General features: G+C 67.2%; 14 protein-coding genes. 8 read left to right on the forward strand and 6 right to left on the reverse strand.

The annotated features are described in order from the left end of the window. The first annotated feature begins 92 nt into the window (after nucleotides 1–92). Together mtgA and ABV408_RS05780 are read left to right on the forward strand one after the other, a co-directional pair. Nucleotides 93–800 (forward strand): monofunctional biosynthetic peptidoglycan transglycosylase, encoded by a 708-nt coding sequence (gene mtgA, locus ABV408_RS05775; protein WP_353981504.1) that lies wholly within the window; start codon nucleotides 93–95, stop codon nucleotides 798–800. A 283-nt stretch (nucleotides 801–1,083) separates the two neighbouring features. Further along, the gene (locus tag ABV408_RS05780; protein WP_035474915.1) at nucleotides 1,084–2,013 is read left to right on the forward strand and encodes a Gfo/Idh/MocA family protein; all 930 of its coding nucleotides are present in this window, start codon (nucleotides 1,084–1,086) and stop codon (nucleotides 2,011–2,013) included. Nucleotides 2,014–2,135: 122 nt separating this feature from the next. Here the strand turns inward: ABV408_RS05780 and ABV408_RS05785 are convergent, their stop codons facing one another. The 4 genes from ABV408_RS05785 to ABV408_RS05800 all read right to left on the reverse strand — a co-directional run bounded on the left by ABV408_RS05785 (nucleotide 2,136) and on the right by ABV408_RS05800 (nucleotide 6,185). Next, nucleotides 2,136–3,437: a TRAP transporter large permease gene (locus tag ABV408_RS05785; protein WP_207035123.1), complete on the reverse strand. Its 1,302-nt coding sequence runs from the start codon at nucleotides 3,435–3,437 to the stop codon at nucleotides 2,136–2,138. A gap of 59 nt (nucleotides 3,438–3,496) precedes the next feature. Continuing rightward, entirely contained in the window at nucleotides 3,497–4,057 is a 561-nt protein-coding gene (locus ABV408_RS05790) for a TRAP transporter small permease (RefSeq protein WP_353981505.1), read from the reverse strand. Nucleotides 4,058–4,148: 91 nt separating this feature from the next. Further along, nucleotides 4,149–5,147 (reverse strand): TRAP transporter substrate-binding protein, encoded by a 999-nt coding sequence (locus tag ABV408_RS05795; protein WP_353981506.1) that lies wholly within the window; start codon nucleotides 5,145–5,147, stop codon nucleotides 4,149–4,151. 75 nt (nucleotides 5,148–5,222) lie between these two features. Then, nucleotides 5,223–6,185, reverse strand: coding sequence for a LysR family transcriptional regulator (locus tag ABV408_RS05800; protein WP_353981507.1), 963 nt, complete (start codon nucleotides 6,183–6,185; stop codon nucleotides 5,223–5,225). A 292-nt stretch (nucleotides 6,186–6,477) separates the two neighbouring features. Between ABV408_RS05800 and ABV408_RS05805 the strand changes: the two genes are divergently transcribed. The 3 genes from ABV408_RS05805 to ABV408_RS05815 all read left to right on the forward strand — a co-directional run bounded on the left by ABV408_RS05805 (nucleotide 6,478) and on the right by ABV408_RS05815 (nucleotide 8,947). Beyond that, the gene (locus ABV408_RS05805) at nucleotides 6,478–7,230 is read left to right on the forward strand and encodes a 5-oxoprolinase subunit PxpA (RefSeq protein WP_353981508.1); all 753 of its coding nucleotides are present in this window, start codon (nucleotides 6,478–6,480) and stop codon (nucleotides 7,228–7,230) included. Further along, complete coding sequence (locus ABV408_RS05810) at nucleotides 7,227–7,940, forward strand: allophanate hydrolase subunit 1 (RefSeq protein ID WP_353981509.1); 714 nt, start codon at nucleotides 7,227–7,229, stop codon at nucleotides 7,938–7,940. The genes ABV408_RS05805 and ABV408_RS05810 overlap by 4 nt, the downstream gene beginning before the upstream one ends. A gap of 74 nt (nucleotides 7,941–8,014) precedes the next feature. Then, nucleotides 8,015–8,947 (forward strand): biotin-dependent carboxyltransferase family protein, encoded by a 933-nt coding sequence (locus ABV408_RS05815; RefSeq protein ID WP_353981510.1) that lies wholly within the window; start codon nucleotides 8,015–8,017, stop codon nucleotides 8,945–8,947. Nucleotides 8,948–9,033: 86 nt separating this feature from the next. On the opposite strand, the gene ABV408_RS05820 is transcribed toward ABV408_RS05815, so the two are convergent. Beyond that, the gene (locus ABV408_RS05820) at nucleotides 9,034–9,486 is read right to left on the reverse strand and encodes a DUF4174 domain-containing protein (RefSeq protein WP_353981511.1); all 453 of its coding nucleotides are present in this window, start codon (nucleotides 9,484–9,486) and stop codon (nucleotides 9,034–9,036) included. Between the two features lie 261 nt (nucleotides 9,487–9,747). On the opposite strand from ABV408_RS05820, the gene ABV408_RS05825 reads away from it, so the two are divergent. The 3 genes from ABV408_RS05825 (at nucleotide 9,748) to ABV408_RS05835 (ending at nucleotide 12,658) form a co-directional block, all read left to right on the forward strand. Next, nucleotides 9,748–10,665: a MurR/RpiR family transcriptional regulator gene (locus ABV408_RS05825; protein WP_353981512.1), complete on the forward strand. Its 918-nt coding sequence runs from the start codon at nucleotides 9,748–9,750 to the stop codon at nucleotides 10,663–10,665. 135 nt (nucleotides 10,666–10,800) lie between these two features. After that, the gene (locus tag ABV408_RS05830; protein ID WP_353981513.1) at nucleotides 10,801–12,096 is read left to right on the forward strand and encodes an aminotransferase class I/II-fold pyridoxal phosphate-dependent enzyme; all 1,296 of its coding nucleotides are present in this window, start codon (nucleotides 10,801–10,803) and stop codon (nucleotides 12,094–12,096) included. Between the two features lie 181 nt (nucleotides 12,097–12,277). Beyond that, nucleotides 12,278–12,658, forward strand: coding sequence for a DUF4168 domain-containing protein (locus ABV408_RS05835; protein ID WP_207035106.1), 381 nt, complete (start codon nucleotides 12,278–12,280; stop codon nucleotides 12,656–12,658). 239 nt (nucleotides 12,659–12,897) lie between these two features. On the opposite strand, the gene ABV408_RS05840 is transcribed toward ABV408_RS05835, so the two are convergent. Then, a complete protein-coding gene (locus tag ABV408_RS05840; protein ID WP_285951927.1) occupies nucleotides 12,898–13,440 on the reverse strand; it encodes a PRC-barrel domain containing protein in 543 nt (180 codons plus the stop codon). Between the last annotated feature and the right edge of the window lie 60 nt (nucleotides 13,441–13,500).

Here is a 13,500-nt window from a genome sequence, read left to right on the forward strand (position 1 = left end):
GGCGGGGGCGGTCCCACGATAAGGCGCCGCCACCCCCGGCGCTAGCCACACGTTGCTATACTGTGCGCCTTTGACCGACGTGAGCTACACGCATGCAGACAGGCTGGCCCCGCAAACTGTTGCGCTACTTCTTGATCGCCATTGCCGCTTTCGTCGGCCTGTCGGTGTTCTTCGTCCTGGTGTTCCGCTTCGTGCCGGTATTCGGCTCGATGGTGATGGTCGAGCGCAAGGTGGGGGCCTGGCTCCATGGTGACAATCTCGAGATCCGGCAGCAGTGGACACCCTGGTCGCGACTCTCCGACAACGCCAAGCTGGCAGTGATGGCGGGCGAGGATCAGCGCTTCCCCGATCACTGGGGCTTCGATACCGACCAGATTCGCCGCGCGCTCACCTCGTGGTCGGATGGCGGCGATCTGCGCGGCGCCAGCACCATCAGCCAGCAGACCGCACGCAACCTGTTCCTGTGGACCGGACGCAGCTGGGTGCGCAAGGGGCTGGAGGCGTGGTTCACGCTGTTGCTCGAGGCGCTGTGGCCCAAGCAGCGCATTCTCGAGGTCTATCTCAATATCGCCGAATGGGACACCGGAGTGTTCGGCCTGCAAGCCGCCGCCGAGCACTACTTCGGCACCTCCGCGGCCAATCTGAGCGTCTCCCAGGCCAGTCGGCTGGCGGCGATCCTGCCCAACCCGCGCGACTGGAGCGCCTCGCGGCCCTCGCCCTACGTGCTCCAGCGTGCGGCCTGGATCCAGCGTCAGATGCGCCAGCTAGGGGGCACTGCCTTCCTTAAGCGGATCGAGTGAGCTGCCGGCAGCGTGGTGGTTCATCTTTCTTTTGTCCCGCCAAGGTCTCAAGCGAAAGGTCTCAAGCGAAAGGCCTCAACCGGAAGATCTCAACCAAGAGGTGATTGGAGCGTGTGGCCGAGGATGTCATGATCGGCAACGCCGGCCCGTCGCGAAGGTGACGCGTGGCCACTGGCATGTCAGATAGCGTCCGGGCCAGGTCGGGTCCGGAAGAATCGCGCGCCGGCGTCGGGCGCGCGCTGGGTATCGTCCACGCATCACGTCAGCGGGAGAGTTTTACCCCATGGATACCATTCGTCTCGCCATCGTCGGGTACGGCAAGATCGCCCGCGATCAGCATCACCCCGCCATCGACGCCAACCCCGCCTATCGGCTGAGTGCGGTCGCCAGCCGCAACGCCGCCGTGCCCGGGGTCGCGCATTTCGAGACGCTGGAGGCGCTGCTCAAGGAGGGGCCGACGGTCGACGCCGTCGCTCTCTGTACCCCGGCCGGCGTGCGCACCGCCCAGGCGCGGCTGGCGATGTCCCACGGCAAGCATGTGATGCTCGAGAAGCCGCCGGGAGCGACCCTGGCCGAGATCGAGACGCTGCGCGAAGACGCCGCACGCAGCGGCGTCACCCTGTTCGCCAGCTGGCACTCGCGCCACGCTCACTGTGTCGCCCCGGCGCGGCGCTGGCTGTCGACGCGCAAGATCCAGCGGGTCGATATCGAGTGGAAGGAGGACGTGCGCGAGTGGCATCCCGGGCAGGCGTGGATCTGGCAACCGGGCGGCATGGGCGTGTTCGACCCCGGCATCAATGCGCTGTCGATCGCCACCGCCATTCTGCCGCGGCCGTTCCATCTGATCGATGCCCAACTGCAGGTGCCGGGCAACTGCCAGACCCCCATCGCCGCCTCGCTCGATTTCGTCGACGGGCTCAAGGTGCCGATTCACGCCGAGTTCGATTTCCGCCAGGTCGGCACGCCGCCGATCTGGGAAATCCACGTCGAGACCGATGACGGCCGCCTCACCCTCGAGGCCGGCGGCAGTCGCATGCGGGTCGACGGCGAGCTGCTCGAAGAGGGCCCGGATGCCGAATACGCCGGGCTCTACGAGCGTTTTGCCGGGCTGATCGGTCGCGGCCAGTCGGATGTCGATGTCAGTCCCTTCCGCCACGTCGCCGATGCCCTGATGCTGGGGTATCGCCATTCGGTCGAGGATTTCATCGAGTAGCTCGCCCGGCGGGGCGGCGACAGCCTGTCGCCGGACGCAAGACGATAACGCCCCCTGCGGCCAGGCCGCAGGGGGTGTTTTGCTTTTTGCGGGTGAGCCGCTTTCTGAGCCCGTGGAGGCGCTCAGCGATTCATTGCCTGGGGCAGATAGAGCACGATCTCCGGGAACAGCCGCAGCAGCAGAATCGCCAGCAGCATCAGCAGGAAGAACGGCAGCGTCGCCTTGGCGATAGTGAAGATGTTCTTGCCGGTCAGCCCCTGGATCACGAACAGATTGAAGCCCACCGGCGGCGTGATCTGCGAGATCTCCACCACGATCACCAGATAGATGCCGAACCAGATCGGGTCGATGCCGGCGGCATTGATCAGCGGCATGATGATCGCGGTCACCAGCAGGATCAGCGAGATACCGTCGAGAAAGCAGCCCAGCACCAGCAGGAACAGCGTCAGCACCACCAGCAGCAGGTTGGGCGAGAGCCCCATGTCGGCGATAGCGGTGGCCAGCTGGGTCGGCAGCTGGGTGAAGCTCATCGCCGAAGAGAGGAACGAGGCCCCGGCGATAATGAAGGCGATCATGCACGAGGTGCGCAGCCCGGCGAACATCGAGTCGAGGAAAATTCGCCGGTCGAAGTGGCCGTTGAGCCGCGCGATCAGCATCGACAGCACCACGCCCACCGCCGCGGCCTCGGTGGGCGAGGCGACGCCGCCGTAGATGCTGCCGAGAATACCGCCGATCAGCGCCAGCAATGGCAGCAGGCGCCAGCTGTTGCGCAGCTTCTCGCCCAGCGGCATCGATGGCTCGGCGTGACCGGCACCGCCGCGGCGGCCGGCACTGAGCGACCACACCACCAGGTAGAGCATGAACAGTGCCAGCAGCAGTAACCCCGGGCCGATACCGGCCATGAACAGCCGCGAGATCGACTGCTCGGTGACCACGCCGTAGACGATCATCATGATCGAGGGCGGGATCAGCAGGCCCAGCGTCGAGGCGCTGGCGAGCGTGCCCACCGCCAGCGTGTCGCTGTAGCCGCGGCGCTCGAGCTCCGGCAGGGTCATCTTGCCGACGGTGGCGCAGGTCGCGGCGGAGGAGCCGCACACCGCGGCGAACAGGCCGCTGCCGATGATATTGGCGTGCAAGAGCCGGCCCGGTAGCCGGTTGAGCCAGGGCGACAGCGCGCGGAACATATTGTCGGCGAGCCCCGAGCGGAACAGGATCTCGCCCATCCATACGAACATCGGCAGCGCGGTCAGGTCCCAGCCGTAGCTGGCGCCCCAGAAATCCGAAGCGAGAATCGGCCCGACCTCGAAGCTGGAGAAGCCGGTCAGTGCCAGCCAGCCGGTACCGAGCAGGGCGAAGGCGATCCAGACGCCGCCGCCGAGCAGCAGCGCCAGGGTGAACAGCGTAGCGAGGCTGAGCGTCAGCATGCGAGGCCCTCGGAGTCAGCGAACGAAGCGGTGTCGGGAGTCAGCAATGGCATCGTGTGTCACTCCCCGCCGTGGGCGTCGTCGCCCGGCGCCACATAGGCCCTCGGGGCGGTGATGGCCTGACCCAGGGTCGCCAGCAGCGCTTCGGCCAGCGCCAGGCACAGCAGCACGATGCCGCTCACCAGCACGCTCTGCGGAATCCACAGCGGGATCGCCATCAGCCCCGAGGAGACATCGCCATAGTCGAGGCTCTCCTGGACCAGGCCGATCAGTTGCCACACCAGCAGGCCGCTCAGCGCCAGCGAGATAGCCAGGCAGGCCGCCTCGAACCACACCCGCAGCGCTGGCGGCAGGCGTCCGATCAGCAGGGTGACGCGAATGTGCGCGTGGTGGGTGAAGGTGTAGGCCAGGCTCAGAAAGGTCGCGCCGACCAGCAGATAGGCGGCGATCTCGGAGACGCCGCTGATCTCCAGGCCCAGGCGGCTGGCACCGACGGCGTTGAGCAGGGCATCCAGGCAGCGCAGCAGCACCTGAATGGTGACCAGGGCACAGATCGAGATCATGCAGGCGGCGGCGCCCCAGGCGCCGAGGCGGTAGAGCGGATCGAGTCGGAACGTCATCGCGCTAGCTCACGGATTGGCGGTAGGGAACGAGGGCCCAACGGCGGAGGGGCCCGGCAAGGACCGCCGCGCGGGCGGCCCTGTGGGAGGCTTACTGGGACTGCTGGGCCTGGCGCTCGCGGTAGCGTGCCACCAGCTCCTTGGCCTGATCGCCGGCGCGGGCCTGCCAATCGTCGAACAGCTGCTGACCGGCGGCCTTGAGCTCCTGCTGGAGCTTGTCACTGGGCTGGCTGATGGTGATGCCGTGGGACTCCAGCGCCTTGGCGCTCTTGGCGGCATCGGCCTTGCTCATCATCCAGCCGCGCTGCTCGGCCTTGGCGGCGGCGTCGAGCACGGCCTGGCGGGTGTCCGCGTCGAGACGGTCGAAGGCGCGCTTGTTGACGAACACGATGTTCTTGGGCAGCCACAGCTTGGCGTCGTTGTAGTTCGAGACGTAGTCCCACGCCGACATCGAGTTGCCGGTGGAGACAGAGGTGATCATGGCGTCGACCCGGCCGGTGCTGAAGGCGGTGGGGATGTCCGCCTCTTCGGTCTGGGTGGGGATGCCGCCCAGGTTCTCGACGAAGCGCTGGGTGTTGATGTTGGGCGCGCGCACGCGCAGGCCCTGGAACTGCGAGGCGTCGGTCAGGGTGAAGTCGGTATAGATCCCCTGAGCCGGCCACGGCACCGCGTAGAGCGGCATCAGCCCCTCCTTGGCGAACAGCTCGGTGATGATCGGCTTGGACGCCTGCCACAGATCGAAGGCGTCCTGATAGCTGGTGGCGAGACCGGGCAGGGTATCGACCTCGTAGATCGGTGACTCGTTGGAGAGAATCGAAAGGAACACCTCACCTGCCTGTACCGTGCCGCGGCGCACCGACGGCTTGATCTCGGCATGGCTGATCAGCGAGCCGCCACTGTGGACATTGATGGTCAGCTTGCCGTCGGTGGCCGCGGCGACATCCTCGGCGAACGCCTTGGTGTTCTGGGTATGGAAGCTGGCATCGCCGTAAGGCGTGGCGAGGTTCCACTGCTCGGCGAAGGCCGGCGTCGACAGGCTCAGGGCGCCGGCGGTGGCCAGCATGCAGAGGGAAAAGACGCGATTGGGCATGGTGCAGTCCTGATTATTATTGAATGAACGACATCAGAATCATTCTTCAAGCAGGCTGCCGATGGCGTCAAATCGTTAATTCTTATCCGCAGTATCGGTCCAGACTTTCACTCCAGGCAGCGGCGCCTCGGGTTGCTCGGTGTCCGCCCGGAAGTAGTCGGCGGCGCAGGCCTGGGCCAGCTGCGATACCCGGCGGCAGAAGCTGGGGTAGTTGCTGGTGCGCCAGATGGCGTCGTAGTACATCGCCGGCAGCGGGCTCGGCAGGGCCAGCCGCAGCAGTTCGCCACGCGCGCAGGCATCGGCCACGGTGGCGACCGGCAGCGAGCCGATGCCGACACCGTCGACGCTCATGCGCACGATGGTCATCAGCGTGGTCGAGCAGTGGATCTTGGGGTCCTCGAGGCCCTGCTCGGCGAGATAGGTCACCAGCTCGCCGTAGGGGCGGGCGAGCTTGCTGAACGAGACGAAAGGAAAGCGCGACAGCGCCGCGTTGCCACCGCCCTCCAGCGCGGCGCGGTGCTGCGGCGCCACGAACAGGCCCATCTCGTAGGTCGCCAGCGGCAGCTGCTCCACCGCCAGATTGGGCGCCACGCCGTCCATGGCGAAGATCATGTCGAGATCGTTGTCGGCCAGGCGCTGCTGCAGGAACGGCGAGATGTCCACGGTCAGCTCGATGGTCAACTGCGGGTGGCGCTCCGCCAGGCGGTTGAGGAAGGTGTTGAACCAGCTGTGAGCGATGGTCTCGATCACCCCCAGGCGCAGCGTGCCGGAGAAGTCTTCCTGGTTCTGGAACAGGCGCAGCGCCTCCTCGCGGCTCTCAAGCAGACGCTCGGCATGGGCGTAGAACTCGCGCCCGCGCAGGGTCGGCTGCACCGGCCGCGCCGAGCGGTCGAGCAGCGACTCGCCCACCGAGGCCTCCAGCCGCGTGATGCGGTCGGAGATGGAGGGTTGGGTCAGATGCAGGCGCGTGGCGACCTTGCGAAAGGAGCCCAGTCTGACCACCCAGACGAAGGCTTCCAGCTCCTTGAAATCGAACATGCAGGGCCCTCGAACAGATGCAAAAGGTGATCGATTCTTGGGCGGCGGGGCGTGGGCGTCAACCGCGAAGGGTATCGCCGCGTCAACCACCCGCTAGGCCCGGGGCATGAAAGGTTGCGCCGATACTGCGCATCGCGAAAAACGATTGGACCCTGACGTCAGCGCTTTCTTACAGTGCCATCAGGCAGCACCACCAAGCGTGATAACGCAAAGTCATCACAGCAAGCCATAACGACTAGCCATAACAACAAGTCACGACAGCGAGTCATGACGACAGCCAAGAGGTGATTCGATGCGCGTCCCCCTGCTCAATTGCGACATGGGCGAGAGCTTCGGCAACTGGTCCCTGGGGCTCGACGAACAGGCGATGCCCTACGTCGACTGTGCCAATATCGCCTGCGGCTTCCACGCCTCCGACCCGGATGTCATGCGCCGCACGGTGGCGCTGGCGATCGCCCATGACGTGCGCATCGGCGCGCATCCCGGCTATCCCGATCTGGTCGGTTTCGGCCGCCGCTCGCTGGCCTGCTCGGCGGCTGAGGTTGAGAACCTGATGCTCTATCAGATCGGCGCCTTGGAGGGGCTGTGCCGGGCCGAGGGCGGGCGGGTCAGCTACGTCAAGCCGCACGGCGCGCTCTACAACGACATGGCCCGCGACCCCGAGCTGCTGCGCGCGGCGATGCGCGCCATCGTGCGCTACGACCGCGAGCTGCCACTGCTGGTGATGTCCACCGCCGACCCCGCCCCGGCACGGGCGCTGGCGCAAGAGATGGGCGTGACGCTGTGGTTCGAGACCTTCGCCGACCGCGCCTATGACGCCGATGGCCATCTGGTCTCGCGGCGCCAGCCCGGTGCGGTCCACCATGCGCGTGAGACGATCGTCGCCCAGGCGGTGACCCTGGCCAAGGGCGAGGCGCTCACCGCCAGCGATGGCAGCGCCCTGACCTTGGCCGCGGATACCCTCTGCGTGCATGGCGACAACGCCGAGTCGGTGGCCGCGGTCAAGGCGATCCGTGAAGCGTTTCAGGCGCTGGAGGCAGCATGAGCCAGGCACCCACGCCGCGGCTCGAGACCGTCGCCATGGATGCGCTGATGGTGCGTCTGTTCTCGCGCATCGACGAAGCCAACATGCCCTGGACCCTGGCCGCCGACAGCGCCCTGCGCGAGCGTTTCGGGACGGCGCTGATCGATCTGGTGCCCTCCTATACCACACTGCTGATCCACTACGACGTCGCTCGGCTCACCCATGCCGAGGCACGCGAGCTGGCGCTGACGGCCCTCGACGGTCTCGCCCCGGCGGCGGCGAGCACGGCACGCGAGCATGTGATTCCGGTGTGGTACGACCCGAGCGTCGGCCCGGAACTCGAGACCATCGCCGCGCGGCTCGACATCTCCCCGCAGGAGGTGGTGCGCCGCCACTGCGCGCGGGACTACTGCGCCTTCGCCCTGGGCTTCGCGCCGGGCTACGCCTTCATGGGCCTGGTCGAGGAGTCGTTGGCCACGCCGCGGCTCGAGACGCCGCGCCAGCGCGTGCCGGCGGGCAGCGTCGGCATCGCCGAGCGCCAGACCGCGATCTATCCGATGCGCTCGCCGGGGGGCTGGAACATCCTGGGGCGTACCGCGGTCAAGCTGTTCGACCGTGAGCGCGAGGAGATCAGCCTGTTCCAACCCGGCGATCGGGTGCGTTTCGAAGCGATCGATCGCGCCACCTTCATCGATCAGGGCGGCGACGTCACGCCGATGGAGGAGCGCTGATGGCCGGGTCGGACAACACCGCCGATCGGCAGACGAGTGCACAGCCGACGGCCAGGCAGCAGACAGGAGCGCATATGGCGCGGGAAGCGACGGGCGGTGCGCTGGTGGTGGCCGAAGCCGGCCCCCAGGCGCTGGTGCAGGACCACGGGCGTTTCGGGGTGCGTCATCTGGGCGTGACCCAGGGCGGCGCGCTCGACTGGGTGTCGCTGGGCTGGGCCAACTGGCTGCTCGGCAATGCACCCGACGCCGCGGGGCTGGAGATCGCGGTCGGCGGGCTGACGCTGGAGGCAGAGTCGCGGCTGACGCTGGCCCTGGCGGGGGCGGACCTGGGCGTGCGGCTCGACGATACCCCGATCGCGCCCTACACCGTTTTCGTCATCGAGCCCGGCCAGCGGCTGGTGTTCGAACGGCCCGTCCACGGCTTGCGGGCATATCTGGCACTGCCCGGCGGCATCGCCGCCGCACCGGTGATGGGCAGCCTCGCTAGCGTGATGCGCGAACAGTTGGGCGGTCTCGACGGCCAGGGCCGGGCGCTGTCCAAGGGGGATCGCCTTGTCGCCCGCCACGCCGAGTGCCAGTCGCGCCGGCTCGACACGCCGCCGGACCCGGCCGCCGCCGACGTGCCGCTGGCGCTGGTCACCGGTGCGCAGATCGCACATTTCGACGGCGCCAGCCTGTTCGAGGCGTTCAATCGGGCTTGGCAAGTCGACAGTCGCGCCGATCGCATGGGGGTGAGACTCACCGGGCCGGTGCTGCGCTGCCGGCTGGGCGGCATGATCTCGGAGGGCATTCCTCTCGGTGCGGTCCAGGTACCGCCCGACGGGCAGCCGATCGTGCTGCTCAACGACCGCCAGACAGTGGGCGGCTACCCCCGGCTGGGCGCGCTGTCGCCGCTCGCCTGCGCGCGTCTGGCCCAGTGCCAGCCGGGGGAGAGCGTACACTTTGCGGCGGTCACGCCGCAGCGGGCGCGACGCGACTATCTGGCCCAGCTCGCCCGCTGGCAGTGATCCTTCGCGGGCAGTGATTTGTCGCGAGCAGTGATCCTCAGCAAGCGACAGTGCGCCGGCCATGGCCGGCGCACCGCTGTCAGGCATCAGCCGTTCGCGCGGCGCATCGGCATGCGATCGATGGTGTCGTAGATCTGCTGTAGATCGACCTCGCCCCGCAGCTCCACTTTCTTGCCGCCATCCTTGCCCACCAGAATGGTGGTCACGCCCCGGTTCGGGTCGACCCCGAGCGCCTCGATCAGCGCCCGGGTCTCATAGGGCGTCATCGCCACGCCGTGGCGCGTGCCCTGATTACCCTCCACCGTGTAGAGCAGCATCTCGCGCTCGTCGAACTGTGCCTGACTCGCCGCCAGCTGGCGGCGCAGGTCGCGGTAGGCGGGCGCCTGGGCATCGGGGGTGACCACGATCAGCGGCCGAAACTGCCAGCGGTCGGTGATCAGCGGGTTGGCCGGGTCGGCGCCTTGTGCGTTCTGCGCCTGTGCGTTGCCGATGAGCGTGGCCGCGGCCAGCGCGAGGGTAGCGATCTTCCAGACTTTCATGGCGATATCTCTCCTGGGTGAGCCGTCGCGTTCACCCGCGGGCTCGAGACTCGATCAAGGTCGGGTGGCGCGAATCACCGACCTGGACCATGAGTGTGTAGAGCCCGGGCGCGTAACTGCGATCCAACGATGGCGTGCTGTGATACAGCCTAGCTTGTCTACATCACGGCGGGGAGCGCTCAGCGTCGAGGATGTTCTGCAAATAAATTTGCAAAAATGGAAATTAACGGTTAGCGTCACTTCATCACAGGGAGGACGGTCATGGCCGCCACCACCGCTTTCGAGATGCCCCCCAGCTCCATCGCTGCCCTGCAGGCGCTGGCGATCGCCGCACGCCGCGGCGAGGCCCAGGCCCCCAAGCTCACCCCCGGCGCGCTCAAACTGTTGGAACAACTGCTGGGCGACCCCGAGTCGGCCGCCAGCTTGAGTATCTCGGCGCTGGCCGAGCGCAACGGAGTCAACGCCTCCAGCCTGACCCGTCTGGCCCACGCCCTGGAGCTCGCCGGCTTCAAGGCGCTGCAGGCGCTGTTTCGCGCCGATGCCGCCAGCGGTGCCTTCTACTCCACCCGTGCCGAGCGCCTGCTCGACCTCAGCCACAGCGCCGTGAGCGAGGCCGGTGGCCCGCAGCAGCAGCTGCTGTGGGACGAGGAGTCGAGCAATCTGGCGCGGACGCTGGAGCACCTGCACGAGAAGCAGCTGGCGCGGGCCGTGCAGGCACTGATCGAGGCGCGGCGCATCCATGTGGTCGGGCAGCGTGCCTGCTTCGCCGGGGCCCACTATCTCGCCTACTACCTCGGCTATGTGCGCGGCGACGTGCGCCTGATCGACTCCCTCGGCGGCACCAATCTGGAGCTTTCGCGGGAGCTCGGCGAAGACGATCTGGTGGTCGGCATCGCCTACCGCCCCGAGACACGGGTCAGCGTGGATTACTGCCAGCAGGCGCAGGAGCAGGGGGCGCGGCTGCTGGCGCTGACCAACCATCCCGCATCACGCCTGGCCGAGATGGCCTGGCTGACCCTGGTAGCCCAGGCCCAGGGGCCGTTCTTCTTCAACCCCATGGGCAGCCTGTTCGTCATCATCGAAACGCTGCTGGCGCGCATGGCGCACGACATGGGCGCTGATGCGGTGGCCTCGATCCGACGTCGCGAGGCCATGATCGCGCGCTGGCAGGTCGAGTAAGCCGTGGCCGCCGATGCGCGTCCGGCCACCACCACTCACCGCCGCACGCAGCAGGCCAATGGCATCCGCTGAGGCTGCATTCGACCCCGTTGCCCCCGACCCCGTTACACTTACCTATCTAGGAGCCACCCGCGCATGACCGCTTCTCCCGGGCTCGCCGCCGAGCACCTGGCCGCCGCCTACCGGCAAGACGCCAACGCCACGCCGGCATCGGATACGCTGCTGATCAACGAACAGTCCCGTCTGCGCGAGTCGCAGGGGCAGCGGATCGTCAAGTTCGGTTTCGGTCAGTCACCGTTCCCGGTCTTCGGGGCGGCGGTGGAGGCGCTCTCCACCCATGCCGCCAGCAAGGCCTATCTGCCGGTACAGGGGCTGGCGGCGCTGCGTGAGCAGGTGGCGGCGTTCCATCGCGAGCTCGACGCCACCGAGTGGCTGGCGGAGCGGGTGCTGATCGGCCCCGGCAGCAAGTTATTGCTGTTCGCGCTGATCAAGGCGCTGCCGGCGGCCGAGATCCTGATCCCGGCCCCGGCCTGGGTCTCCTATGCGCCGCAGGCGCGCCTGGCGGGGCAGCCCGCGGTCAAGCTGGAGGCGAGCTTCGACTCGCGCTGGCAGATCTCGCCGCAGCAGCTCGACGCCCACTGCCGCGCCGGCGGCCCGCGTACCCGTCTGCTGATCCTCAATGCCCCGGGCAATCCCACCGGGCTGTCGCCGGACGCCGACCACCAGGCCGCGCTGGCCGAGGTGGCGCGACGCCATGGCATCATCGTGCTGGCCGACGAGATCTACGCGCCGCTGCACCATCAGGGCGCCCACCGCGCCTTTGCGCGCGACTATCCCGAAGCCACGGTGACCACCAGCGGCCTCTCCAAGTGGTGTGGCGCCGGCGGCTGGCGGCTCGGCGTGATGCAGGTGCCGCCGGCGCTGGGCGAAGAGATGATGGCGCGGCTGCTGGGCATTGCCTCCGAGACCTGGTCGAGCGTGGCCAGCCCGGTGCAGGAAGCGGCCTGCGTCGCCTATCGTCACACGCCGCAGCTGGACGCCTATCTTCAGCGCCAGCGCGCCTGGCTGGCGCTGATCGGCCAGTGGTGCAGTGCCGAACTCAATGCCGCGGGCATTCGCGTCCACGCCCCGGACGGCGGCTTCTATCTGTTCCCCGATTTCGAGGCGCAGCGTGACCGGCTCGCGGCGCGCGGCATCCACACCAGCGTCGAGCTCACCGCCCGCCTGCTCGAGGAGACCGGCGTGGCGCTGCTGCCCGGGTCGGCCTTCGGCTGTGCACCCACGCAGCTGACTGCCAGGCTGGCCTATGTCGACTTCGACGGCGAGCAGCTCCTGGGTCAGGACCCGGCGCGGCTCGAAGCGCCGCTGCAGGTGGCGGCTCTGGCCCGGGTCCGCGACGGTATCCACGCCCTCGTCGAGTGGCTATCCTGAGAAGGGGTGTGCCGCCGCCGGCATGAGCGAGGCTGCTGGCCGATGGCCGCAGCGTTTTCTCGGCCTGCCAGAAAGCGCGGGACACATTTCATTGCCGAGAGAAACACTTTCTATGGGAACTCTCGGCCATGTGCGGCATCCCAACTAGGCACATGCAGCAAATCGACTTCTGGAGGATTGAATGCAACGGATCACTGCGTTTCTCGCGGCAGCCATGATGACCACCGGTCTGGCCAGCGCCCCGGTCATGGCCCAGGACACCGCCGACAGCGCCGCCAAGACTCAGGCGCCGGCGAAAAACTTCTCCGACGAGCAGCTGCAGCACTTCGCTGACGCCTCGCAGCAGATCGCCTCGATCTCGCAGGACTACACCGAGCAGCTGCAAAATGCCTCCGACGAAGGCCAGCAGCAGAAAATTCGTCAGCAGGCCAACGACGAGATGGTCGAGGCCGTGAAGGACAACGAGATGAGCGTCGAGCAGTTCAACGCCATCGGGCAAGCCATCCAGCAGGACCCGCAGTTGATGCAGCGGGTACAGGGCATGGTGCAGAAGAAGCAGTAAGCGACGCTCACCAGCGCCTGAAGCGCCCCGCCCCGGATCGTCCGGGGCGGGGCGCTCTGCTTTTGGCGTTCAATTCTGGGGCGCTGGAGTTCTGAGATGCCAGAATCTGATCACGGGGGCGGCAGTATCGGGTCCACCAGCGTGGCCAAAAAAAACCGCCGATCACAGGATCGGCGGTCTGGTTTCGGCAACCCATGAGGTCATCTCATGTCATCGCACCTCATGGCTGCGACGACGGCTCAGTTGTTGCCGTCGATGGCATTGCTGGCATCACGCAGCAGGTTGGAGGTAGCCTCCTTGGTGCTCTGCCAGGCGCTGGAGGCGCCCTGTTTGGTCTGCTCCCAGGCCTGCGCGGCATTGGTCTTGGCCTGCTTCCACCAGTCGTTGGTGTACTCGGGCTGCTGCTTCAGGGCACCCTGGTCGAGATCCAGTACCACGCGGTACTCGATGTCATCGAGATTGTCGGCGTGAACCGTCTCGACGGTGAAGTCGCCTTTCTGGACCACGAACTCGCGATCGCCCATGTCGAGCACGCCACCGGCTTCGATCACCAGCGCCTGCACGCTCATGTCTTCGCCCAGCAGAATGTCTTCGACATCGCCGATGTCGTCCTTGGGCGCACTCTTCAGATAGACGTCGGCGTCCATCAGCTCCCCGGCGGAGTAGAGCCCCTGCAGGTCATGCTTGGCGGTGTCCTGGGCCAGGGCGGCCTGGGACATGGCGGCGGAGCCGGCGACCAGCGCGGCGGCACCCAGAGTCTGCTTCCATGACAGTTTTTGCATCTTCGTCTCCTTGCCTGAAGGCTCCATTGACGAACCAATATCCTTGGCAACCTGCGGTAA

Source organism: Salinicola endophyticus (assembly GCF_040536835.1).
Taxonomy (GTDB): Bacteria; Pseudomonadota; Gammaproteobacteria; order Pseudomonadales; family Halomonadaceae; genus Salinicola; species Salinicola endophyticus_A.